The organism is Veillonella intestinalis, from assembly GCF_943192895.1.
In the GTDB taxonomy this organism is placed as follows: Bacteria; Bacillota; Negativicutes; order Veillonellales; family Veillonellaceae; genus Veillonella_A; species Veillonella_A intestinalis.
This window is the reverse complement of sequence record NZ_CALPCB010000007.1, coordinates 1-21203: the sequence shown is the minus strand read 5'-3', so window position 1 is coordinate 21203 and position 21203 is coordinate 1. Positions and strand designations below refer to the sequence as shown.

General features: G+C 37.0%; 31 protein-coding genes. 25 read left to right on the top strand and 6 right to left on the bottom strand.

The genetic code is table 11. From position 1 onward, the window contains the following. The first annotated feature begins 3 nt into the window (after positions 1-3). The 12 genes from NFR27_RS06670 (at position 4) to lpxA (ending at position 11555) form a co-directional block, all read left to right on the top strand. A complete protein-coding gene (locus NFR27_RS06670) occupies positions 4-636 on the top strand; it encodes a sigma-70 family RNA polymerase sigma factor (protein ID WP_251443483.1) in 633 nt (210 codons plus the stop codon). A gap of 300 nt (positions 637-936) precedes the next feature. Continuing rightward, the gene (locus NFR27_RS06665) at positions 937-1593 is read left to right on the top strand and encodes a hypothetical protein (RefSeq protein ID WP_251443480.1); all 657 of its coding nucleotides are present in this window, start codon (positions 937-939) and stop codon (positions 1591-1593) included. Positions 1594-1666: 73 nt separating this feature from the next. Then, the gene (locus NFR27_RS06660; protein ID WP_251443477.1) at positions 1667-3793 is read left to right on the top strand and encodes a BamA/OMP85 family outer membrane protein; all 2127 of its coding nucleotides are present in this window, start codon (positions 1667-1669) and stop codon (positions 3791-3793) included. Between the two features lie 2 nt (positions 3794-3795). Next, the gene (locus NFR27_RS06655) at positions 3796-5070 is read left to right on the top strand and encodes a hypothetical protein (RefSeq protein WP_251443474.1); all 1275 of its coding nucleotides are present in this window, start codon (positions 3796-3798) and stop codon (positions 5068-5070) included. 53 nt (positions 5071-5123) lie between these two features. Next, on the top strand, positions 5124-5633 hold the full coding sequence (locus NFR27_RS06650; RefSeq protein ID WP_251443471.1) for an OmpH/Skp family outer membrane protein: 510 nt from the start codon (positions 5124-5126) through the stop codon (positions 5631-5633). Positions 5634-5684: 51 nt separating this feature from the next. Then, complete coding sequence (locus NFR27_RS06645; RefSeq protein WP_251443468.1) at positions 5685-6671, top strand: hypothetical protein; 987 nt, start codon at positions 5685-5687, stop codon at positions 6669-6671. Positions 6672-6685: 14 nt separating this feature from the next. Then, positions 6686-7165, top strand: a complete 480-nt coding sequence (locus NFR27_RS06640) for an OmpH/Skp family outer membrane protein (RefSeq protein ID WP_251443465.1) — start codon at positions 6686-6688, stop codon at positions 7163-7165. A gap of 39 nt (positions 7166-7204) precedes the next feature. Then, complete coding sequence (lpxD, locus tag NFR27_RS06635) at positions 7205-8236, top strand: UDP-3-O-(3-hydroxymyristoyl)glucosamine N-acyltransferase (protein WP_251443462.1); 1032 nt, start codon at positions 7205-7207, stop codon at positions 8234-8236. Between the two features lie 9 nt (positions 8237-8245). Then, positions 8246-9151 (top strand): lysophospholipid acyltransferase family protein, encoded by a 906-nt coding sequence (locus NFR27_RS06630; protein ID WP_251443459.1) that lies wholly within the window; start codon positions 8246-8248, stop codon positions 9149-9151. A 129-nt stretch (positions 9152-9280) separates the two neighbouring features. Continuing rightward, entirely contained in the window at positions 9281-10117 is an 837-nt protein-coding gene (gene lpxC, locus NFR27_RS06625; RefSeq protein ID WP_251443456.1) for a UDP-3-O-acyl-N-acetylglucosamine deacetylase, read from the top strand. Position 10118: 1 nt separating this feature from the next. Beyond that, positions 10119-10544: a 3-hydroxyacyl-ACP dehydratase FabZ gene (gene fabZ, locus NFR27_RS06620; protein ID WP_251443453.1), complete on the top strand. Its 426-nt coding sequence runs from the start codon at positions 10119-10121 to the stop codon at positions 10542-10544. A 198-nt stretch (positions 10545-10742) separates the two neighbouring features. Beyond that, on the top strand, positions 10743-11555 hold the full coding sequence (lpxA, locus tag NFR27_RS06615) for an acyl-ACP--UDP-N-acetylglucosamine O-acyltransferase (RefSeq protein WP_251443450.1): 813 nt from the start codon (positions 10743-10745) through the stop codon (positions 11553-11555). Positions 11556-11728: 173 nt separating this feature from the next. On the opposite strand, the gene NFR27_RS06610 is transcribed toward lpxA, so the two are convergent. From NFR27_RS06610 to NFR27_RS06590, 5 genes are all read right to left on the bottom strand, one after another. Further along, complete coding sequence (locus tag NFR27_RS06610) at positions 11729-12811, bottom strand: tyrosine-type recombinase/integrase (RefSeq protein ID WP_251454791.1); 1083 nt, start codon at positions 12809-12811, stop codon at positions 11729-11731. Positions 12812-13117: 306 nt separating this feature from the next. Beyond that, on the bottom strand, positions 13118-14149 hold the full coding sequence (locus NFR27_RS06605) for an Abi family protein (RefSeq protein WP_251454789.1): 1032 nt from the start codon (positions 14147-14149) through the stop codon (positions 13118-13120). Positions 14150-14522: 373 nt separating this feature from the next. Beyond that, complete coding sequence (locus NFR27_RS06600) at positions 14523-15029, bottom strand: hypothetical protein (RefSeq protein ID WP_251454786.1); 507 nt, start codon at positions 15027-15029, stop codon at positions 14523-14525. 2 nt (positions 15030-15031) lie between these two features. Next, a complete protein-coding gene (locus NFR27_RS06595) occupies positions 15032-15253 on the bottom strand; it encodes an ImmA/IrrE family metallo-endopeptidase (RefSeq protein ID WP_251454783.1) in 222 nt (73 codons plus the stop codon). Continuing rightward, the gene (locus tag NFR27_RS06590; RefSeq protein WP_251454780.1) at positions 15250-15630 is read right to left on the bottom strand and encodes a helix-turn-helix domain-containing protein; all 381 of its coding nucleotides are present in this window, start codon (positions 15628-15630) and stop codon (positions 15250-15252) included. Before NFR27_RS06590 ends, NFR27_RS06595 begins: the two co-directional genes overlap by 4 nt. Before the next feature lie 219 nt (positions 15631-15849). Between NFR27_RS06590 and NFR27_RS06585 the strand changes: the two genes are divergently transcribed. Both NFR27_RS06585 and NFR27_RS06580 read left to right on the top strand, forming a co-directional pair. Continuing rightward, a complete protein-coding gene (locus NFR27_RS06585) occupies positions 15850-16035 on the top strand; it encodes a helix-turn-helix domain-containing protein (protein ID WP_251454770.1) in 186 nt (61 codons plus the stop codon). A gap of 33 nt (positions 16036-16068) precedes the next feature. Further along, positions 16069-16284 (top strand): hypothetical protein, encoded by a 216-nt coding sequence (locus NFR27_RS06580; protein ID WP_251454767.1) that lies wholly within the window; start codon positions 16069-16071, stop codon positions 16282-16284. Here NFR27_RS06580 and NFR27_RS06575 read toward each other — a convergent pair. Further along, complete coding sequence (locus NFR27_RS06575) at positions 16271-16465, bottom strand: hypothetical protein (RefSeq protein WP_251454764.1); 195 nt, start codon at positions 16463-16465, stop codon at positions 16271-16273. The two genes, NFR27_RS06580 and NFR27_RS06575, sit on opposite strands and share 14 nt — an antisense overlap. 52 nt (positions 16466-16517) lie before the next feature. On the opposite strand from NFR27_RS06575, the gene NFR27_RS06570 reads away from it, so the two are divergent. The 11 genes from NFR27_RS06570 to NFR27_RS06525 all read left to right on the top strand — a co-directional run bounded on the left by NFR27_RS06570 (position 16518) and on the right by NFR27_RS06525 (position 21038). Further along, positions 16518-16820 (top strand): helix-turn-helix domain-containing protein, encoded by a 303-nt coding sequence (locus tag NFR27_RS06570; protein ID WP_251454761.1) that lies wholly within the window; start codon positions 16518-16520, stop codon positions 16818-16820. Between the two features lie 4 nt (positions 16821-16824). Further along, positions 16825-17004, top strand: a complete 180-nt coding sequence (locus NFR27_RS06565) for a hypothetical protein (protein WP_251454758.1) — start codon at positions 16825-16827, stop codon at positions 17002-17004. Between the two features lie 83 nt (positions 17005-17087). After that, positions 17088-17582: a siphovirus Gp157 family protein gene (locus NFR27_RS06560; protein WP_251454755.1), complete on the top strand. Its 495-nt coding sequence runs from the start codon at positions 17088-17090 to the stop codon at positions 17580-17582. A gap of 8 nt (positions 17583-17590) precedes the next feature. After that, on the top strand, positions 17591-18181 hold the full coding sequence (locus NFR27_RS06555) for an ERF family protein (RefSeq protein WP_251454753.1): 591 nt from the start codon (positions 17591-17593) through the stop codon (positions 18179-18181). Beyond that, positions 18178-18729 (top strand): hypothetical protein, encoded by a 552-nt coding sequence (locus tag NFR27_RS06550; RefSeq protein WP_251454750.1) that lies wholly within the window; start codon positions 18178-18180, stop codon positions 18727-18729. The genes NFR27_RS06555 and NFR27_RS06550 overlap by 4 nt, the downstream gene beginning before the upstream one ends. Next, a complete protein-coding gene (locus tag NFR27_RS10145; RefSeq protein WP_420910580.1) occupies positions 18701-19012 on the top strand; it encodes an HNH endonuclease in 312 nt (103 codons plus the stop codon). The genes NFR27_RS06550 and NFR27_RS10145 overlap by 29 nt, the downstream gene beginning before the upstream one ends. Beyond that, the gene (locus NFR27_RS06545) at positions 18990-19145 is read left to right on the top strand and encodes a hypothetical protein (RefSeq protein WP_251454747.1); all 156 of its coding nucleotides are present in this window, start codon (positions 18990-18992) and stop codon (positions 19143-19145) included. Before NFR27_RS10145 ends, NFR27_RS06545 begins: the two co-directional genes overlap by 23 nt. Positions 19146-19150: 5 nt before the next feature. Then, positions 19151-19882 carry a hypothetical protein gene (locus tag NFR27_RS06540; RefSeq protein WP_251454744.1) on the top strand — a complete coding sequence of 244 codons (732 nt, stop codon included), beginning with the start codon at positions 19151-19153 and terminating at the stop codon, positions 19880-19882. Beyond that, entirely contained in the window at positions 19863-20462 is a 600-nt protein-coding gene (locus NFR27_RS06535) for an ATP-binding protein (protein ID WP_251454741.1), read from the top strand. Before NFR27_RS06540 ends, NFR27_RS06535 begins: the two co-directional genes overlap by 20 nt. A 3-nt stretch (positions 20463-20465) precedes the next feature. After that, positions 20466-20846: a single-stranded DNA-binding protein gene (locus NFR27_RS06530; protein WP_251454738.1), complete on the top strand. Its 381-nt coding sequence runs from the start codon at positions 20466-20468 to the stop codon at positions 20844-20846. 9 nt (positions 20847-20855) lie between these two features. Beyond that, positions 20856-21038: a hypothetical protein gene (locus NFR27_RS06525; RefSeq protein ID WP_251454735.1), complete on the top strand. Its 183-nt coding sequence runs from the start codon at positions 20856-20858 to the stop codon at positions 21036-21038. Positions 21039-21203 lie beyond the last annotated feature (165 nt).

Below are 21203 nucleotides of genomic sequence, written 5' to 3'. Positions count from 1 at the left end.
GTTATGCTATCGTCATATTTAGCTGAATTAGAAAAAATTAAATTATTAGCCCCAGAAGAAGAACGAGCTTTATGGCAAGCGTATCGCAATGGGGATGATGAAACGGCACGAACGGCCCTCATTGAACATTACCAGCCCTTGGTATTCCGCGAAGCTATGGCACATCGTCAAGTAGTGGATGATGTGATGGACTGTGTGCAAGAAGGTACGGTAGGCTTAATTGAAGCGGTGGAACGTTTTGATTATACGAAAGGTGTTGCTTTCTCATTGTATGCGGTTCACCGTGTACGGGGGCGTATCCTTGATTACTTACGAAAAGAGGGCAAGGGTGGCACTGTATTAAGTGTTGCTAATGAAGATGACGAATATTGGTGGGAACAATTACCTGATGAAGGGCCTTCCATAGAAATGGCTGTGGAATCAAAAGCCTTTCAACAGGTGGTAGTGGAGGCTTTAGAGCGTTTACCTGGCAATGAGCGCCATGTAATGGAACAGGTGTATTTAGCTGATCGTTCCATTGCTTCGGTAGCCGGTGAATTATCTACTAGTAATAGCTATATTCATCGTTTACATCGTCAAGGCATAAAACGTTTGCGTGGTATGTTAAGTCGCACTCGCAAGATATGGAATGATTAACCTTATTTTGTAATAGCTAAAGAGTTTGTTTTTGAATGAAAATAAATGTAAAAATAAATATAGAAATTAAGATGAACTGCTCGGTTAAGTTAAAACTTTCAGGGCAGTTTATTTTATTTTTAGATTAAAAAAGGCTGAAAAGTTAAACTTTTTAAAAAATTATTATAAACTAGTCGTGAAGTTGCAAGGAATTCTTAATAAAATATCGTATCTGTGCTATAATAAAACAGATTAATGTGATATAAGTAGTTCACAAAATCATCCTTTCTTACGAGTATGTAAGTATGAAAGGAGGCCGTTATGAATAAGACAAGTGACAACATGGAGAAGCGCATTCGCTCAGTTAAGACTTGGCTTGATAAAGCTGAACAAGCGTATGCTGATGATTCGACTACTAAAGGACAGCTACAATTAATGCTAGCTAAGGCGGAATTGCAACATTTAGACGAAAAACATACGCCGACCTTGTGGCAACGAATTGGGTATTGGCCAGTTGTAATTGGTATTATAATAGTATTAAGTGGTACCTATTATGTATGGCAGCAGTCAGCAGTGCCAAAGACGCCTGCTACGAATTCAGTAGAGTTGTTGCAAGAGTCAGAGCAAAAATCTAATGGTACTACGGGTACAACTACCTTATCAGCACCGGAGACCACTGTTGGTAAAACTACTAATTCAGAAGCTATGAATGCTCCTAGTAGGACAACTGAGACGTCTAAAGGTGAGGCCAGTACTGACTCAAAGATTATTGTTGAAACTAATGCAACTACAGATAGTCAGAATCAGGAAGCTAATGCAACTTCAGGAACTGTTGGCAATACTTATGAAGATTCAACATCAACGGCCACGAATACAACACAAACAAACGAAACAGTTACAACACCAGTAATTAGTACAACTCAGATTCAAGAGGCTGTACGTGAAGGGGGACGAAGTCTGAGAGGACAAGAACAATAGGGATATATTCATTTATATGTAATAACAATATGTTTAAAATAAGAAGGCATTATTTTTTAGGAGGATGTAGTAAATGATGAATAAGAGAGCCTATAAGAACATGTTGGCTGTAGCTGTAGTCGCAGCATTAAGTGGCACTACGGTTTGGGCAGCAGATGAAACAACTGCCACAAACACACAGAATACAACAACAGTAGCTAGTACAGTAGCAGCTAGCGATGCAGCAGCACAAGATGCCATTAGCGCGGCTCGTGGTGGTATTGAAGAGGCACAGGAGTCCGATGCAAAAGAAGCAAAGCGTCAGGAACTAGACAACTCCTCTTTGGCCACACAAGATAAAGGTGTATTAACGGTCGCTAAAGGGGAAGGGGCCAAATTAGAAGAACAGCAAGCTGCCGGTGTACAAACTGAAATTACTACACCAGATGCTCGTTATTTTTCGAGTGTAACTGATGAAGACTTACAACCATATGTTGGTAAAGTTATGACTGGTTTCTCTGTAGATGGGTTGCCAGCAGAAGTACAAGATGAATATGTAGCTTTATTAAAAAATCATATTGGTGATACTTTAACTGTTGAGGCTATTAAAGCTGATATTGCGGCACTTGGTGCAAGTGGTTATTTATCTGAAATCAACCCTGTTATTACTGTTGTGCCAGAAGGTGTTAAAGTCGCTTATAAAGTTACCGTGAATCCGATTGTAAAAACTGTACAATTTGAAGGTAATACTGTATACAGCAATGAAATGCTAGTTAATTACTTGAATGTACAGCCTAATACAGTGCTTAATACAGTGCAAGTGGGCGAACGTATTCAAGGGATTAATGCGGCGTATAATCGTGACGGCTATATTTTAGCGCGTGTTAATGATTTAGCTGTAGATGAAAATGGTGTTCTTCATATTTCCATTACAGAAGGTATTGTTGAAGATATCATACCTCATGGTAATAAAAAGACTAAAGATTATGTAATTCTTCGTGAATTTAACCAAAAGAAAGGTCAACCTTTCAATAAATTCTTAGTTCGTCGTTCTGTTGAAAAAGTATATAACTTAGGTTATTTTGACGATGTTAACGTTCGTTTGTTAGAAGGTTCTACACCAGATAAAGTAGTTCTTGAAATTGACGTTTTAGAACATAAAACTGGGACGATTACTTTAGGTGCTGGTTATTCTGATTCCGATGGCTTCGTAGGTATCGTTGAAGTTGGGGAAGACAACTTACGTGGTACTGGTGATAAAATTAAAGTTCACTGGGAATTCGGTGGTACAGCTGGTTATAGAAACTATTCTGTATCCTACTTGCGTCCTTGGATTGATGATAAAGGGACATCTCTTGGCTTAACTATTTTTGACCGTGAAGATACTTATACAGACTACAACTCTGACGGGGAAGATATTTCTGAATATGTAAAAACGCAAAAGGGGATTAGTATTTCCTTAGGTCGTCAGACTGGCGAATATACACGAGATTACTTGACTCTTGAAACTCGTAAAGATGGCTGGAAATTTGACGAAGATGAAAACAGTGGCTATAACTATGCCGCTGGTCCTGGGACAGGAACGCCAGAGGAACGAGCAAGATTTTCTGGTTATTCTTGGAACAATGAAGAACATGACTTTGCAGGTGAAAAGTATATTAAGAACAACTTCGGTCGTACTAATAGTATTACTTGGCAGAAAGTATATGATTCCCGCGATAACATCTATGATCCAAAACGTGGTCAACGTTTATCTGGTACCGTTCAATGGGCGGGTCATGGTTTAGGCGGTGACTTCGATTACTATAAATTCACTGGCGAATATCGTAGTTACAAACAGATTGGTAAAGATCAAGTAATTGCATTCCGTGGCCGTATTGGTTGGGCTCAAGGGGATGTACCTTATAGCGCACTTTATACATTAGGTGGTGCTGATACACTTCGTGGTTTTGAAGATGATCAGTTCCGCGGTAAGAAAATGTACAATGCTACTTTAGAATACCGTGTACCACTCTTTAAGAAAGTAACGGGCGTACTCTTTACTGATATGGGTGATGCTTGGGATGCACCACACGTAACTTGGTATGATGATGATAAATCCTTCAACATTTCAGTAGGTGCTGGTGTTCGTATTACTACACCTATCGGACCAATTCGTCTTGATTATGGTGTAAGTAAAGACGATAAAAAATTCCACTTCAGCTTTGGTGGACAATTCTAATTATGAAGCGTTGGGGCTTACGGGTGGGAGCGGCCATATATATGGCCGCTACTGCTACATCTGTTGCTTATGCAGAGCCGATTGAGGCTGTGACAGTGAGTTTAGAAGGAGCCAGGCAACCACTGCCCGCCGTATTGGCAAAACGCATGACCGCTGCGGTGCAGACGGCAGCTGATAAATTATATATTGGTGTTGACACAGAGACTGTACGAGCTGGTGAAGCTACATACCATAAAGTGACAAGTGATATTATTGATCGCATTCTGTATGGGTATACGGTAGAGTCTTTGGAGATTACGCCAGGTATAACGAGTCAATTAGAGGTTCGTTTACGACCTTATGGACAGACAATTCAAACCGTAGAGGTGTCAGTTGAATATGGTAATTTAACACCTTTAGCTCAGCAATTAGTAGCTCAAGATGTGGCATTTGTAAAGCCACGGATTGAACAAATTTTGCTAGGGGCACCGTTAGATTCCTTAGATTGGGCTAGTGCTGTTACCAGTCAATTGGTTCGTAATGAATTAGAAGGGGCCTTACCAGAATTTATTCCACAAGTAGAAATTACACCTGGCACTGATACAAAAGTGCGGGTGTATTTAATTCCACAAGGCGCTATGGTGCGGCATAGTAGCACGGAGATTTCTTCTAATACATTGCCGTCTAGTTTGTTTTTTGCTACCAAGAGTTATTATGACTCCTATTTAGTGAGTTTTGAAGGTGTTCCCGTAGCTTTTATTGCTCGCCATGAAAGTGATATTTTAAAGGATATTCAACAAGGCTTAAATACTAGTCGGGCTAGTGAACGCTTTGGTATATCTATGACACCACAATTGCAATTAGGCACTGATTTATTGCTTAAGATACAGGTGGATTCGTCACGCTATATTGTGCGCGGTGAAGCGTATTTGGACATGGGATCGGAAGCGGAGCATAATGTAGGTTTTAAGCTTTTTACCGGGGTAAAACAGGGGCGGGGCGATTGGTATTTAGAAACCAATTTCTTCCCTGATACGTATAAGTGGTCGTTTTATCCATCCTATGCGTATCATATTACGCCAGATACAACGATTGCTTATCAGTACAATCTATCTGATAAATATAGCCGTGTATGGCTTAGTCAGACTATCGGCGAACGTTGGCATGTGAGAGCGCAAAGGGATTTTGAAATTCACCGCAATGAATTTGGTTTAGGCTATGATTTGAATAATTACTTGACCTTAGAATATGTGGTGACAGAAGATAATAAATGGTTACGTTTAATCGGTTATATTTAAGAATATAGGTTATAATGTAATTAGATGTTAGAAAGAAAGAAGGTATATTGCCTATGATGCGGTTAATTAATAACCAAAAAAATAAGAAATTTGTATCTTTGTTTGTTGCTGTTATTTTCTTGCTAGGTATTGGGGCTATCGCGTATACACAGATGGCAACTCCAAGCATGGCAGCAGATACTAACAGTAATATTGGTGTGATTGATACGACTAAAGTATTGAGTGCTACTTCCCCAGCGGTTGTGGCAGCTAACAAAGAGTTAGATGAATACAAGAAACAGCTTAGCGATGAATTTAATAATCAAACCGCTAATATGGATGACAATCAAAAAGCTGAATTAGCGGCTCAGTACCAAGGCAAAGTACAAGATAAGATGATGGAAATCCAGAAGAAAATTCAGGACCAAGTAGGTGAAGCATCTAAAGCAGTTGCTGATGCGAAAGGTTTATCCATTGTAATGGATAAACGTACTGTTTTATATGGTGGCGTAGATATTACAGATCAAGTACAGAAAAAATTAAACAGTGGTGCTGAAACAACGGATGCAAATACTCAGAAATAATATATGGATTAAGGATGAGCAAAGTCTGATAGGTAGAAAGGAGGCGTTACAATGAAGCTAACCTATCGTTGGATTTTGGTAGCTGTCGTTGTGATTGTCGCCTTATTACTGGGGCTTTTTATTCACAGTCGCTTAGATTCATCAAAATCTACAGGAGTCGCTACTTTGCCTAAAGTGGGACTTGTAAAAATGGAGAAAGTAATTTCATTTAATCCTGCTTATGAAGACTATACAAAAGCTAAAAAAGAATTAGAAGATTTGCAAGCTAAGTATAAAAGTGAGCAACAAACCTTAACGTTGAAATCTCAAGAACAGTCCTTAGCATTACAATCTTTAGGTTCTGATAAAGAAATTACCGACCTGTTAAATACAGAATTGATGAGTAAAGTAAAAGCGAAAGAACAAGAATTAAATATTGCGTATCAAAAGCAACGTATTGCACTCATTGCTAAATATCGCAGTGAATTAAAAACTGACATGACAGAAGCTGATTTACGAATTGTTAATTTGCAATTAGAATTAAGTAGTAATACGCAGCCTTTAGCTTTTACAGACGAACAAAAGGCAAGACTTGAGGCTGAACGAGCGGCTAAAGAGGAAGAATTAAAAGCTCTTTTAGCACAGCGTAGTCAGTCTATTGAAAGCAATGATATACAAGTATTAGAGCAAAAAGTTGATGGCGAGTTGTCGTCTTTGCGTGCAGCGGGACAAAAAGAGCTAGATGAGTATGCTGCTAATTTACAAAAAGAATTATTAACTCGTCGCGATGAGATGATGAAAGCGAAAGCAGATTCTATTTTAGCTACCAATAATTTGCCAAATCCTGTAGATTGGAACTCCGCTTGGGATGGTCGTTTGAAGGCTAAACAAAGTGAAGTGGATGCATTGCATGATGCCATATTAGAAGATGTACGCATGCGAGCTATGGTGGTAGCAAAAGAACGAAATTTAGATTTAATCGTAATTAATGAAGTTTCAAATGTAAATGCTGTAGATGTAACTGATGCTATTATTGCATCGTATAGCGCAGCACAATAAAGGAGTTTTCAGGAATGAATAAAAATGTAAAACGTGTATTGGCTGGATTGACTATGATGGTATCCGTTGGTTTAGTAGCTGGTTGTGGCACGACTGAACAAGTGGGCTATGTAGATATGCAAAAAATTATGACAGAAAGCCAAAAAGGCCAAGATACGCGTTCTAAATTAGAAGCTAAATTCAATGAAATTAATATACGCTTAGCGCAGGAACAAAGTGCAGGGCAAGATGCTAATGCTATGATGCAGAGCAAACAAAAAGCAGAACAGGAAATGCAAGTATATCAACAAGCTATGATTAATGAGTTCCGCAATGCTGTTGATACTAATGTACAAGCCATTGCTAAAGAAAAAAGTATTACTGCTGTTGTTGAAAAAAATGCACTCGTTAGTGGTGGCGTTGATTTGACAGAAGAAGTATTGACTAAAATGGGCAAGGTTGAAAATAAAGACCAAGCAGCTGCTAATGGCGAACAGCAGGCAGAGAATAAATAAGTTAACCATTTATTAATGGATTGAGAGGAGACTTTCACAGTGACGTATACAGTTGAGGAACTAGCTAACAGTGTACAGGGTAAAGTAATAGGTGATGGAACAGTTGAGATTGCTGAAACTAGGAGTCTTGACCAAGCAGCGCCACAGGCAATTTCCTTTGCCGTGGGCGAATATTGTGAATTTGTTGGACAAAGTAAAGCAGGTGCTGTCATAGTAGAGGCACCCCTAGCAGATGTGAGTATTCCTCAAATTGTAGTGCCCAATGCGAAAGTCGCTTTTGCACAAATCTTACAGAAATTCCATCCGCCAGTTGTATTTCCTACAGGCATTCATGAGACAGCTATTATTGGTAATAATGTAACCTTTGGTAAGAATGTTACAGTAGGCCCATATTGTGTTATTTATGATAATGCGGTTATTGGTGACAATGTAGTATTACATCCGTATGTGTATATTGGCCATAATGCAAAAATCGGTGAAGATACAGTTATTTATAGTGGTGCTATTGTCCATGAAAATTGTATTTTAGGGAAACGTGTTGTTTTACGGGCTAAAGCTGTTATCGGTGGCGAAGGTTTTGGTTTTGCTACTGAAAATGGTGTACATACTCACATTCCTCAAGTGGGCAATGTAATTTTGGAAGATGATGTAGAAATTGGTTCTTGTTCCTGTGTAGATAATGCTACCATGAGTTCTACCTTAGTTCGTCGTGGTACGAAGATTGATAATCTTGTACATTTAGGCCACAATGTTGAAATTGGGGAAGACTGTTTCCTCATTGCTCAGGTTGGTATTGCAGGTAGTACTAAATGCGGTAATCATGTAATTTTTGCAGGGCAAACTGGTTGTACTGGTCATATTACGATTGGTGATAATGTTACCTTTGCAGGCAAGACTGGGATTATTGGCAATGTGCCATCGAATGGTACCTATGCAGGTTTCCCACAACGGCCTCATAAGGAATGGCTTAAGTTATCGGCCTATGAGAATCGTTTACCTGAAATGGCTAAGACAATTAAACAATTAGAAAAAGAGTTAGCTGCTTTAAAAGAGCAATTAGCAGCAAAGTAGGGAGCGTCTATGTATAGATTTATGAAACTGTTTAGCGCCGTAATCTGTGCGTTACCTCATAGCTTACAGTATGCCATTGGGCATCTGCTGGGGGAATTGTGTTGGCTTTGTTTGCCACCGAAGCGCCGTAAATTGGCCATTGGACAGATTTTGTTTTGCAATATAACAGATGATCCAGCCGAAGCTAGGCGCATTGCGAAGAAAAGCACGACTCGCTTTGGTCGTATGATTATCGATGTATTGCGCTATCCAGAAATTAAAGATGGTAAATATAAAGAGATGTTTGAGTGGGTTGACCGAGAATATCTTGATGATGCTCAGGAAGGTGGCAAAGGAGCTGTTTTAATGGCGATTCACAGTAGTAACTGGGAATTACTAGGCGGCATCTTAGCGTCTGAAGGGTATCCGCTTATTTCTGTGGCTATGAAGCAAAATGGTGATGCAGATAAGTTTATTAATGAATATAGAGCTATTATGCATCAACATGTTACCTATAAAACGGGTGTTCGTGAAATGGTTAAAGAACTTCATGGCGGGGCTATGATTGGTTTAATCATGGACCAAGACCCGGGTGATAAAGGTCAATTAGTACCATTTTTTGGCTATGAAACATTAACACCTGTAGGACCAGCTGTTATGGGACGTATGCGAGATGTACCTATTATTCCTGTCACAATTCGTTATGATGAGTATAAAGGAAAATATATTGTGACTGCCTATAAACCATTTTATGCAGAGCATACAGAGGATAAAAGACGTGACACCGCTGTTACATTGACTCAACTCAATGAATGGATTGAAGATTATATTCGTCGTTATCCAGAAGATTGGTTCTGGATTCATAATCGTTGGAAGTGGACTCGTCGCTATTATGGCGGCAAGATTGAAGTGCCACCAGATCCAATGAAAGACTAGGCAATAGCTTGCCTTGTTTTTAGAGAATAGTATATAATGAATAACAGTGTCATTTAAGACTATAGACATCAGAAGTGATGTATGTGTATTGCAAGAGTTGAATCGTCAATAGAGGAAAGGAGGAGGCGTATGGTATTAAAGCAAAAGACGCTTGTTAAGGAGATTACCTATGAAGGAACAGGACTCCATAGTGGCTTGCCGGTGACCATGACGTTGCGTCCCGCAGAGGCTAATACAGGCATCATCTTTGTACGTACTGATTTACCAGGACATCCTTCAGTAAAAGCAAGCCCTGAAAATGTGACTAACACTAATCGTGCGACTACATTGGAAGCTGGCGAAGCTAAAGTATTTACTGTAGAACATTTATTAGCTGCCTTTTATGGTTTAGGTATTGATAACTGCTATGTAGAATTAAATTCACCAGAACCACCTGTTGGTGATGGGAGTGCCGCTGTATTCGTTGATTTGATGAAAAAAGCAGGCATTAAAGAATTAGATACTAAACGAGCTATGTATGCGGTGAAACAATCTCATGCCATTTATGATGGCGACCGCTATATTTTGATTGTTCCTTATGATGGATTGCGCGTAACCTTTACGTCTATTAATAATCATCCTTTGTTAGGAACACAGCAGGTGGATATTCATTTAGATTCCGAAGCTGTTTTTGAAAAGGAAATTTCACCAGCTCGCACAATTGGCTTTATGAATGAGCTCGAGCAGTTACAGGCTATGGGGCTAGCTAAAGGTGGTAACACGGATAATGTGTTAGTCTATGATGATACCTCTTGTTTGTCCGTACCGCGTTATGATGATGAATTAGTTCGTCATAAAATACTTGATATTTTAGGGGACTTGTTTCTCCTCGGCCCTATTAAAGGGCATATTATTGGGTTAAAATCGAGTCATGAATTAAATTCTCGTTTAGCCCGTCAAATTTTGCAAGAAATGAAGGAGGATTAACATGATTCTTAATATTGAAGAAATTATGGAGATTTTACCACATCGTTATCCATTTTTATTAGTGGATCGCATTATTGAATTGGAACCAATGAAACGTGCCGTAGGCATTAAAAATGCTACTATGAATGAATTATTCTTCCAAGGCCATTTTCCTGGAAATCCTGTAATGCCAGGCGTTTTACTTACTGAAGCAATGGCGCAAGTAGGGGGCATTGCTCTCTTATATCCAGAAGAAAATCGTGGACTTACACCAATGTTTACAGGGATTGATAAAGTTCGTTTCCGTCATCCTGTAAAACCAGGCGATCAAGTACGCATGGAAGTAGAAGTTGTAAAAATCAAGGGTAAAATGGGTAAAGTAGAAGGTAAAGCTTACGTAGGTGATAAATTAGCTGTTACTGGAGAATACATGTTTGCGCTTGTATAAGTGAAAAATGTTGAAATATTAAGAGAAAGTGTGTTAAGCGTATATTTTCTCCATGTTATTAGATAAAATTCTCTGTTTTAGAGTGAAAAGTTCTGTAAAATAGCAGTTCAATATTTTTGTTTTACTACGATTATGTAATTAATAAGGAAAGTATGTGAAACAAAAGTCGCAATCTCAACAGAGCAAGGAGTGACATAGATGATAGTAGTAGGCATGGAAAATGCTACCTCCAATATACATAGCACAGCTGTTGTACATCCAGATGCCAAAATTGGCAAAGGTGTTGTTATTGGTCCTGGTGCCGTAATTGGGGAAAACGTAACCATTGGTGACGGTACTCAAATTGGTGCGAATGTAGTAGTTGGTGGATGGACTACCATAGGACAGCGTTGTGAAATTTACCCTGGTGCAGCTGTAGGTTTAGAACCACAGGATTTAAAGTTCAAAGGGGAAAAAAGTTTTTGTAATATTGGTGATGAAACAGTAATTCGTGAGTGTGTTACCATTAGTCGTGCCACTGGCGAAGGTGAAGAAACAAGAGTTGGCAATAATTGCCTATTCCAAGCATGTACACACATTGCTCATAATTGTATTGTTGGTAATAATGTAATCATGAGTAATTGCGCTGGTCTAGCTGGTCACGTAGTAGTAGAAGATCGTGTTGTTATTGGTGGTATTGCTGGTGTGCATCAATTTGTAAAAATTGGTCGTAATGCAATGGTAGGTGGTATGGCTAAAGTAGTTCAAGATATTCCGCCATATGTAATTGCTGATGGGCAACCAGCACGTGTTATTGGTTTGAATTCAGTAGGGTTATCCCGCGCTGGTATTTCAGAAGATGTGCGTCATGATTTAAAACAAGCGTTTCGTATTATTTATCGGTCTGGTTATAGCTTATCGCGAGCTATTGAAGAAATGGAATTACAATTGAATTCCTCCGTCGAAATTGAAAATTTATTGCGTTTCTTGCGCAATGCAGACCGCGGTATTATGCGAACTCGCCGTGATTAAAATGTAAGAGTCTTGCCTTAACGGGTCAAAGGAGTAGTTTGACCTTGAAAGGGAAGGCTCTTTTTATTCAAAAAAAGGGCGAAATTTGATATAATATGGTGTAGTGTAATAAAACTTATAAAAGGCTTAGATACAGGCGTTTTGCAAGTAATCGGCAAATAATCGTCAAAAAACTACTTAAAAATATTAGCAACATCTATAGCTGCCTTTTTTCTCATCTCTTCGGTGTAGTGTATATAGTTGTTAATTACAGTCTGTACAGTATCGCCTAACAGGGCTGCAACCGTTTTTATATCAACACCATTCGCTAAGAGTGTTGTTGCGTATGTATGCCGTAAATCGTGAAAATTTTTATCTTTGATGATAGTATGGATATAGGCATTTACAAAGTTTGTACTGGAATTTCTGAGAAACAATAGTTGTTTATCATTCTGTGGGGCTATTTTTTTGTACTCTAAGAGCGTTTCAATTAATTTCGGAGGCATCGGTATGGTTCGAATGCTTCCCGCTGTTTTAGGGGCTGTTAAGCTATATTTTTTGGTACTTGTTCGAGCAACTTGCCTAGACACAGAAAGAGTTTTTTCATTAAAATTAATATCGAGCCAAGATAACCCTACTATTTCGCCATATCGTAGGCCACAGTAATAAGCTAAGCAACATTGGTAATAGTATTCCTTTTTCTTTTTATTTTTCAGCCCAGTAAATAATGATTCTATCTCATTTGCCGTGTAAACCTTAGATGATATGTGCTGAGTAATATTCTTTTTCTCTTTATGCTCTTTAACAGCGTTAAGTGGACTGTGAGCTATGATTTTATAGGGAGATACGGCGTACTTGAAAATTATTTTTAATAAGCGAATATATAAATTTTTAGTAGATGTTGATAGTTTAGATTCTCTAAATTTCTTGTTTATATCTAATAGGGTTATTTCTTCAATAGACTTAAATCTTACATTACCTAAAGCTTTTACTGCATATTTTGTTGCTTGTAGTGTATTATAGGTTAATCGATCTCTATTATCGGCTTTATATATCTCTGTAAATTCTTCTAAAGTGATTCCTTTGTAGTCAGTATTAAGGTCTGCCTCTTTTTTTATTTGCTCTATTAGATCGTCACCGTAGTTTTTAGCTATCCACTTTTCTTCAAAACCTTGTTTGGATTTTTGACGCCATTTACTAGTGGATGTTTTATAGCTAATAATTACTTGCCAACCGTTGTCCTTTTTGCGTAAGGTTTTATTGAATTTTATCGGCATAAAAAAATCACGCTCCTTGTCTAAAAATAGGTATAGTGAATAGACTTAGAGCGTGTTATAATTTAATTACTGTAGATATAGCGCTCTAAGTGCTGTATTGGCGTCCCTCATCTGTTGGCGCAGGTGGGGGATTTTTTTGTTTGGAAAAAAGTAAATAATTTGCACCACCATTTTAACCGAAATAGTGGAGATAAAATTTTATCTCCAACTATTTTGTGAATTTAGTGGTATTAATCTAGAGTGTTTTGTCTAGACTTTAGTGTAGAATATTAGTTTTTTTATCCTGTTGGCGCAGGGGGGATTTTTTTAGTTTTTTCTCCACAATCGACTATGGAATAATGGTGTAATTGGATTTAGAGTGATAGGTTTTTTGTTTTGTTTGTGACTAGTTCTCTTTTTATTATATTTGTGTTCAGGTGTAGGATTTTTCCATTCATCGAGCTCTAACCAGTTTGATGGAAAACCCATGTGTTCGGCATCGATATGCTTATTTTTTTGAATCATGTCTTTTATAAAATAAGTAAAAGGATAATTAGGATCGATTACTTTTAATATATCTGACATTACAATGATAGTATTATAGATTTTACTATCTAGTTTTGCTGGGTCTTTTTTAGAAAAAATGAGTCTTGCTTTAGCACTATTTGGAGCTTCAAATACAAAAGGTGTGCGTTTGTTCCAAAGGCGTCCGTTATGAGCACATACATTTCTTACCCAACGTAAATGGCTTAAGATAGAGATTATTTCTTTTTGAGAATAAGGAAAATCCTTAACTATTGCTTTACAATCTTTGCTAGGGGTTGCTTTTAGCCAATTAGAAAAATCACCTAATGTCAAGATTAGCGTAACGACCCAAATAGGAGGAGTTTTTAACTCTGGATATTTAGTTCTATAATGAATTGCATACGGTTCTTTGCTGTCTTTATAGTTATTTATTAAAGTGGTATAAGGGTTTTTGTTGTGATATATTTCATCTTTGAACAAATCTTTGCGTTCGTGAGGATGCGAAGTATTATAAGTTGTTGATAAATGTTGTGCCCATAATGACTTTAGTGCGACTTCTATTTTTTCAATAGCTGTAAACATAGTGTTGCGGAATTTTTGGTCAAAAATATAGGTATGTTTTATTTTCTTCCATGAAATATCAGGTTTAAATTTATGATTTCGGGGACTTACATTAGGATATTTATCTTCGTATACCCACCAGTAACCACTTAAGCGGTAATATCCTACATTTTTTAGCCAAGTTTCTAATTCCTCGACGTCATCAATTTCTAATCCTCTAGAAGCAAGTCGTTTGACTTGCTCTTTAATAGTAAGTGGTTCCTTTATAATCATATAAAAACCTTTCGTGTATAAAAAAAGACCCATCCTGGTGCGCTAGATATGAATTATATTCAATATCTAAGCGTGATGGGTACTGTTGATATTATAATAACACCCATCGTGTATGTCGTCAATATATGGAAATAGAAATTAAGGTGTGTTTTACACAATATTCGAAATAACATCAGTTTAAATAGTTAGAATATTGCTTAAAAATATATGAAATAGAATATGTTTGTAGTGCTATCCTTACCATTTCAATAGGTGAGGTTTTTATTTAACTACAATATCTACTCCATAGATTCACTAATTCGGCTAAAATCCTTTACTCTTTAAACCAAATTAACCAATAACAAAACAATCGACCAAAAGATAATACTAATTGTTATATTAATCTTCCTGTAATTATATCCAGTATATAATTAGCGGCAGATTCATTTCCAAAAAATTCTTTAACTCTGATTACTAATACAATTTGTGGAGACATCTGTATTTCATTTTCAATGAAATTAAGTATATTTTCTTGTTGATTCCATTGTAATGAAGAAAAAACAGTTGAATGTGTTAATATGTTTATTAGTCCGTTAATTAAATAATCGTCATCAATAATGCAATTGATAATAATTTCAGGATTGTCTCCACCACAGGCTTCATACAAAAGTAAATAAGTGTTATTTCTATCGTATTCTTCGTTATTGTCTTGGGCTCTCTTTAACTCTAGACCGGATAATCGCGCATGAAGTAACATACCTTTTCTATTGATTTCTCTCCAAGGTTTTCCTAACTCGAAAAAAAATCTTCTAATTTTTATTATTAAGAATAAAAAGATAATAATACAAAGTAATGAGACGGTAATAATACCGATATATTTTAAAATTATGCTTATATTCATAACTAATACCCCGTTTCATGCCTCATACGCTCTAATAAATCTGCTTGCATTTCAGTATCAAAATCATTGCCTTCAATATGACTTAACTCATGAATATAAGATTTACGTTGTTCTGCTACTGATAAGCGCGCATTTAATAAAATAGTGTAAGTACCATCTTCGTTTTGTCTTGTATAACCACCAACGCTACAAGGTAAATCAACTAAATGGATAAAAAAATTCAATCCTCAAAACCTCTTTCCTTTTTTAATAAAGACTTTGTAATATTAATAACACTTTCCATATCTTCTTTGGATAGGCTCCGTTTTGCGTCGAGTAAAATTCGCAATTCGGGGTCATTTTTTATTTCGTTGGCTAGTTGAGCAACTTCTGGATCATCATAATAGCCTTCGGTTGGTAAATTGCGCAGGTTTGTATTACCTAATAACCAATCAACCGTAACATTAAAATAATCTGCGATTATTTGGAGTTTATCATTTTTAGGGGTATATGTGCCTTTTTTCCAAGAACTAAGTGTTGCTGTAGGGATGCCCGTTTCTTTAGACACTCTATACGGGGTAATATTATTTTCTTTTAATAGTTGTTCAAATCTCTCATACATAGCAAAAATTCCTTTCGTAAAATAAGAAAGAAAACTTTCTTAAACCTATTGACTGCGAAAGAAAACTTTGATATTATAGTCTTGTAGCAAAGATAACTTTCTGAATAGGTTAGAATGACTAAGTTTTGTTATATAATTGTCGCAACTAAAATATATCACATTTCTTAGTTAATGACAATAGCTTATGAAAGAAAAATTAGTTACAGAAAGGAGAAATACATGTATACAAAGTTTGAAAAGTTGCTAAAGAAAAATAAGGTAACTGCTTATAGAGTATCTAAAGAAACGGGTATCCCTACAGCTACTTTGACTGCTTGGAAGCATGGAAAATATACTCCTAAAGCTGATAAGTTACTTAAAATTGCAAATTATTTTAATGTGCCCCTTGAAACTTTACTTAAATGATTTTGTGGAATGTAAAAGAATAGAGGTGATTATATGAAAAAAATCAAAAAGCAGTTGAAGTTATTAATTTTAACGAGTATTGCAAAAAGTAAGATAGGTGACATTTACCCTGTGTTACCGCAGTTATTAGACCGTTATTGTGAGGTATGTAGGTTACAAAATAAAAAAGAGCCTTGCTATAACAAGACCCTTAATTGGAAATCTATCCAAAATAAACGAAAGAAACTAGAAAAAGCTATAAAAGATTAGTTGGAATATTAAGTGATTTGTATTCTTCTTTAATTTTTTTCATTATATCATCAACTATTTGAATTTCTTTCTCTAGTCTAAAATCATGTTCTGGGTGATTTGATTGATATGATTTTAATTCAGTAACATAACGTTTTAGTGCTTCAAAAACAACAGCAGATTCTAATTGATTGATTTTCATTTATAATCACCCCCTTTCTAAGGTGATTATAACATAAAGTGAGGTGAGACTTATGGAATGTAGAACTTACGGTGTACCAGAAGTAGCTCAAATTTTAGGTATATCAGAGAAATCAGTTTATAAAATGGCTGATGAACGTGTAATCCACCGATTACCGCATGTACCTAAGATTAAATTTAGCCAAAAAGAAATCGATGCATTATGTGGCATAGAAGATGAGTTTAACGCTTGGAATTATCGGTTAATCAAAGCTGACAATGAAAAACTTAAGCTAGAAAATCAAAAATTAAAAGAACTCATCAAAAAAGCAACAGCAGAGTTACTTTTGATGAGTAGTGGGTTAGTAGAGGAGTGATAATATGCGTGTGATTGATGATATTATACGCCCTATCTTGTACAGCATAACAGGCTTTGGTGTTGTTGCTACCGTTGGTACCGTGGATGTAGGGCAAGCCGATGGTATTACTATTTGGGCGGTAGTGGCAACATCTGCTGCGTGTTTTTTCGCAGCGGAATTGTTGGGTAAACGTCATGTATAAAATTAAAAGCCCCTCAATCGCGGACACGATTAAAGGGGCACAGTAAAATTACCTATTTTTAGTATAACACAGGAGCCTTTGAAATGGAAAGAATGTATGAGTTAACTAATAGTTATAAAGAACTTCAAAATATGATGTTATTGGCAGAAAACGAAGATGATATTATGGCTATTCAGGATACATTAGCTATGATTGATGAAAGTATTGAATTAAAAGCTGAAAATACGGCTAAATTTATTGCTATTCTCACTGCTGACAATGAAGGCGTAACGCAAGAATTAGAGCGATTGCGCAAACGTAAAGAGAGACAAAAAAAACTCATAGATATGCTTAAAGCTAATTTGGATATAGCTATGCAAGTAAAAGGAGTTAAGAGCCTTCATGTTAATAGCTTTACTATCGGTTATAGGAAGTCAACTATTGTAAATGTATTGGATCTAGCAGCAATACCTGATGAATATAAACGTACTAAGGTAACTGTTGATGCAGATAAGACGGCTATAAAACAAGCAATTAATAATAAGATAGATATTCCAGGAGCAGAATTAGTGATTAAACAAAATATTCAAATTAAATAGGAGGCACTATGATTGAAAAATTAATAGCAGTGCAAGCAGAACTAAAAGCCCCGAAGAATCAATTCAATAGCTTTGGGAAATATAAGTACCGTAGTTGTGAAGATATATTAGAAGTAGTTAAGCCGTTGTTACAAAAACAAGGTTTGTTATTAACTATTAGCGACGAAATAATTAACCTTGATGGACGTTATTACGTTAAAACGACTGCCACTGTAACAGATGGTGATAAAACTATCACAAATACAGCTTACGCAAGAGAAGAAGCTAGTAAAAAAGGGATGGATGCTTCACAACTGACAGGAGCTACATCTTCATATGCTCGGAAATATGCTTTAAATGGTTTATTTCTTATTGACGATGTAGAAGATGCCGACACTATGGATAACAGAGAATCTAATGATAAACAAGAAGATAAATCGGCTTATACATGGACTAATATTAAAAATAGAGCTTTGCAAGGTGGTATGACTGAACAGCAGCTTAAGGACTATTGCAAAAATGTATTAAAACGAAGTGAATCGAGTAAGTTGACGGAAGATGATTTCAAAAAACTATATGACTATGTAAATGATTTCCGTTACAGCAAGAAATCGTCATGAAATGGTCAACAAAGGGGATTAACTTATTACAGTCAATCGGGTGGCAGGTAGTAATACCTGCTCCACACGATGACTCAATTAGTAAATTAAATCCTGATGATGAATATACAGTAGAAATTAAAAAGAAAAGCAAGAAACGCTCATTGAATGCAAACTCTTACTGTTGGTTGTTATGCCAAAAGATAGCACTCGAATTAAGTAAAAATGGCTACACCTCTAAAGAGGATGTATACCGTAAAGCAATCCTTGATAGCCAACAGGGCGAGCCAGTAGGTATACCAACTAACTTAGTAGATAGTATCGTACGCAAATGGCGACACAACGGTTTAGGGTGGTTAGCAATTGTTGATGATTATGAGCGCTTAGAGGGCGTTAAGAGAGTTTACTTATATAGTGGCTCTAGCACTTACAATGTAGCCGAGATGAGCCGATTAATTGAGTGCTTAGTTGACGAGTGTAGGCAACTTGGTATAGCTATTGATCCCAGTGATTATATAAAATCGCTGATTGCGGATTGGGGTGAGCAGCTTGAACAAAAGGAAACGTGAGGACGATAAATTATATCGAAGAACACGTAAACAGGCTATTGAGAGAGATAGCATTGATGGTTATCCGCATTGTGTTTTATGTGGCTGTAATAGACCGAGTGAGGTACATCACATAGTGAGTAGAGGGCAGTGTGGTACAAGTGAGTTAACTAATTTAGCTACACTCTGTAATCATTGCCACCACGAAGTGGCACACGGGGTAGATAGTAGACGAGTTAAAAAACTACTTTTAACAATAGTCAAAGAAAGGACTGAAAGTTATGAAAAAGATAGAAGTTGTTGAAATATTATTGAATCAAAAGATTGATGATTTGAAAAAATATAAGCCATACGGTAGTGAGTTGGCTGTTGAAGCATTAGAAGACATTGTAGTACATGTTATAGACCTCATCAATGACGATGATTGTATAGAGTAAAGTATATGAAATATCTTGATGAAATCAATGCATTCCATAATTTATTACTGACTAATCCTCTTTCAAGTTCTGCTATAGCGCTTTGGTATGGTTTGATGCATATCAATAACAAATGTGGATGGAAAAGAGAATTTAATGTGACGAATATGGTATTAAGCATTAACACAGGTCTGTCGGTTCAATCCCTGCATAGAGCGCGCAATGCGCTCAAACAGGCAGGACTTATTGATTACCGTGTAAGACAAGGGCAACAATCAACGATATACATAATGAATTACTTTGCTTACCAAAATGGAAAGCAAAACGAACAAGTAAGCGATAAAGCAACCGAGCAAGTAACCGATAAAGTAGACGAACAAGCAACCGATAAAGTAACCGACAAAGTATCCGATGACATACATAAGACTAGACTAGACAAGACTAGACTAGATAGTAAAGAAAGTAAAACAAAGAAGGTTTCAAGCAAATTTGTTAAGCCTTCTGTTGGTGAAGTTATTGCGTATTGTAAAGAACGAAATAATCGAGTCGATGCTAATCGTTTTGTTGATTACTACGAATCCAATGGTTGGCTTGTTGGTAAAGCCAAAATGAAAGATTGGCAAGCTGCCGTAAGAACATGGGAAAGGAATGATTACAACGGAACAAATCGGGAGTCAAATACAGATACTCATCGCACAACTCAAACAGCAGGCGGAGGAAAACCAGATAAATGGGAAAATGAAACCGATGAGTGGTGATAATAAGCCTTTGGACTACAAGTTTTATGGCATTGGACGACGTTATGAAAATGTAACGCTTGCAACATTAGATACAAGTGAAGAGGCTTATCAAACTATCCTTGATTACGCATCTAACATCGCACAAAACCTTGATAAGGGCTTAGGGCTAATTTTAAAAGGGCCTGTTGGTACAGGTAAGACGTGCGCTGCTATTGCGGTAATGAGAGCGGCGTTAGCTAATAAACGGAGTGCTTATTTTATCTCGATGGTGAGTTTGTTGGATAAGTTACTGACATTGCGAGATAAAGAGGAGTCATACGTTTTTGAGCAACGGCTAAGGACAACACCATTGCTTGTCCTTGATGATTTGGGTGGTGAGTACAGAGGCAAGAGTGACGAGAGTTGGACACGGCGTAAGATTGCCTCTGTGATAGCGGATAGGTACGATAGTAGGCTATCTACAATCATTACAACCAATCTTACCGTTGAGCAGTTAAAGGTTGAGTACGATGAGCGTATGATAGATCGCTTGCGTAGCACTAATCGATTAATTACGTTGGGTGGTGCCAGTTTACGCCATCCAGAATGGAGAGGATAAAGCATGAATTCAGTACAAATCTTAGGTAACTTAGCGCGTGACCCTGAAGTGCGTTTTACTAAAACTGGTAGAGCCGTAGCGACATTTACAGTGGCTGCGACAAACACATATTTTGATTCTACAACCAATGAACAGAAGGAACAAACTTCGTTCATCAATTGTGTTGCATGGGGCAGATTAGGGGAAGCAGCTGGTAACCTGCGCAAAGGGAGCCGTTGTTTCGTTGAAGGTCGTTTAAATACCCGTTCTTATGAAACACAGGACGGGCAAAAACGCTATATTACGGAAGTTATTGCTAACTTTGTAGGGCAGTCATTACAGGTACAGGCAAATGAGCCATCTAACTTTGATAGCTTTGGTAATGAGCAAAATATACCGTTTTAAGAGGTGCTTATGAGTAAATTTCCAGACTGGCTACGTCCTACTAAATGTTATCGAAAAAAGGACGATTACAAGTGCTATCAGACTAAAGATGGCAAGCGTAAATTAATCCCAAATACACGCATTAATTTTAGGGGCAGTGTAATGCCCGTAAGTTGGCGTGTAGAGCAATGTGAGGATTTTAAGCATGATTAAGATTAGGCTTGATTTGGAGTACCCAAGTCTTAATGAGTATATCCAAGCAGAGCGCTTCAATCGTTTTAAAGGCGCTAAATTAAAAAAAGACTATACCGAGGCAACACAGATGATGGTTGCACGGTATAGGGGCATGGTAACAGGCAAAGCTGATATCCACTTTGA

What these genes read in the sequence shown, in the direction of transcription:
- NFR27_RS06605 (WP_251454789.1), bottom strand. Translation starts at nt 14,149, where the DNA reads ATGATTATAAAGGAACCACTTACTATTAAAGAGCAAGTCAAACGACTT.
- NFR27_RS06580 (WP_251454767.1), top strand. Translation starts at nt 16,069, where the DNA reads ATGAAAAAAATCAAAAAGCAGTTGAAGTTATTAATTTTAACGAGTATT.
- NFR27_RS06655 (WP_251443474.1), top strand. Translation starts at nt 3,796, where the DNA reads ATGAAGCGTTGGGGCTTACGGGTGGGAGCGGCCATATATATGGCCGCT.
- NFR27_RS06645 (WP_251443468.1), top strand. Translation starts at nt 5,685, where the DNA reads ATGAAGCTAACCTATCGTTGGATTTTGGTAGCTGTCGTTGTGATTGTC.
- NFR27_RS06565 (WP_251454758.1), top strand. Translation starts at nt 16,825, where the DNA reads ATGCGTGTGATTGATGATATTATACGCCCTATCTTGTACAGCATAACA.
- NFR27_RS06530 (WP_251454738.1), top strand. Translation starts at nt 20,466, where the DNA reads ATGAATTCAGTACAAATCTTAGGTAACTTAGCGCGTGACCCTGAAGTG.
- NFR27_RS06670 (WP_251443483.1), top strand. Translation starts at nt 4, where the DNA reads ATGCTATCGTCATATTTAGCTGAATTAGAAAAAATTAAATTATTAGCC.
- lpxA (WP_251443450.1), top strand. Translation starts at nt 10,743, where the DNA reads ATGATAGTAGTAGGCATGGAAAATGCTACCTCCAATATACATAGCACA.
- NFR27_RS06590 (WP_251454780.1), bottom strand. Translation starts at nt 15,630, where the DNA reads ATGTATGAGAGATTTGAACAACTATTAAAAGAAAATAATATTACCCCG.
- NFR27_RS06585 (WP_251454770.1), top strand. Translation starts at nt 15,850, where the DNA reads ATGTATACAAAGTTTGAAAAGTTGCTAAAGAAAAATAAGGTAACTGCT.
- NFR27_RS06665 (WP_251443480.1), top strand. Translation starts at nt 937, where the DNA reads ATGAATAAGACAAGTGACAACATGGAGAAGCGCATTCGCTCAGTTAAG.
- NFR27_RS06600 (WP_251454786.1), bottom strand. Translation starts at nt 15,029, where the DNA reads ATGAATATAAGCATAATTTTAAAATATATCGGTATTATTACCGTCTCA.
- NFR27_RS06535 (WP_251454741.1), top strand. Translation starts at nt 19,863, where the DNA reads ATGAAACCGATGAGTGGTGATAATAAGCCTTTGGACTACAAGTTTTAT.
- NFR27_RS06540 (WP_251454744.1), top strand. Translation starts at nt 19,151, where the DNA reads ATGAAATATCTTGATGAAATCAATGCATTCCATAATTTATTACTGACT.
- NFR27_RS06560 (WP_251454755.1), top strand. Translation starts at nt 17,088, where the DNA reads ATGGAAAGAATGTATGAGTTAACTAATAGTTATAAAGAACTTCAAAAT.
- fabZ (WP_251443453.1), top strand. Translation starts at nt 10,119, where the DNA reads ATGATTCTTAATATTGAAGAAATTATGGAGATTTTACCACATCGTTAT.
- NFR27_RS06660 (WP_251443477.1), top strand. Translation starts at nt 1,667, where the DNA reads ATGATGAATAAGAGAGCCTATAAGAACATGTTGGCTGTAGCTGTAGTC.
- lpxC (WP_251443456.1), top strand. Translation starts at nt 9,281, where the DNA reads ATGGTATTAAAGCAAAAGACGCTTGTTAAGGAGATTACCTATGAAGGA.
- NFR27_RS06630 (WP_251443459.1), top strand. Translation starts at nt 8,246, where the DNA reads ATGTATAGATTTATGAAACTGTTTAGCGCCGTAATCTGTGCGTTACCT.
- NFR27_RS06575 (WP_251454764.1), bottom strand. Translation starts at nt 16,465, where the DNA reads ATGAAAATCAATCAATTAGAATCTGCTGTTGTTTTTGAAGCACTAAAA.
- NFR27_RS06525 (WP_251454735.1), top strand. Translation starts at nt 20,856, where the DNA reads ATGAGTAAATTTCCAGACTGGCTACGTCCTACTAAATGTTATCGAAAA.
- NFR27_RS06650 (WP_251443471.1), top strand. Translation starts at nt 5,124, where the DNA reads ATGATGCGGTTAATTAATAACCAAAAAAATAAGAAATTTGTATCTTTG.
- NFR27_RS06610 (WP_251454791.1), bottom strand. Translation starts at nt 12,811, where the DNA reads ATGCCGATAAAATTCAATAAAACCTTACGCAAAAAGGACAACGGTTGG.
- NFR27_RS06545 (WP_251454747.1), top strand. Translation starts at nt 18,990, where the DNA reads ATGAAAAAGATAGAAGTTGTTGAAATATTATTGAATCAAAAGATTGAT.
- NFR27_RS06555 (WP_251454753.1), top strand. Translation starts at nt 17,591, where the DNA reads ATGATTGAAAAATTAATAGCAGTGCAAGCAGAACTAAAAGCCCCGAAG.
- NFR27_RS06640 (WP_251443465.1), top strand. Translation starts at nt 6,686, where the DNA reads ATGAATAAAAATGTAAAACGTGTATTGGCTGGATTGACTATGATGGTA.
- NFR27_RS06550 (WP_251454750.1), top strand. Translation starts at nt 18,178, where the DNA reads ATGAAATGGTCAACAAAGGGGATTAACTTATTACAGTCAATCGGGTGG.
- NFR27_RS06570 (WP_251454761.1), top strand. Translation starts at nt 16,518, where the DNA reads ATGGAATGTAGAACTTACGGTGTACCAGAAGTAGCTCAAATTTTAGGT.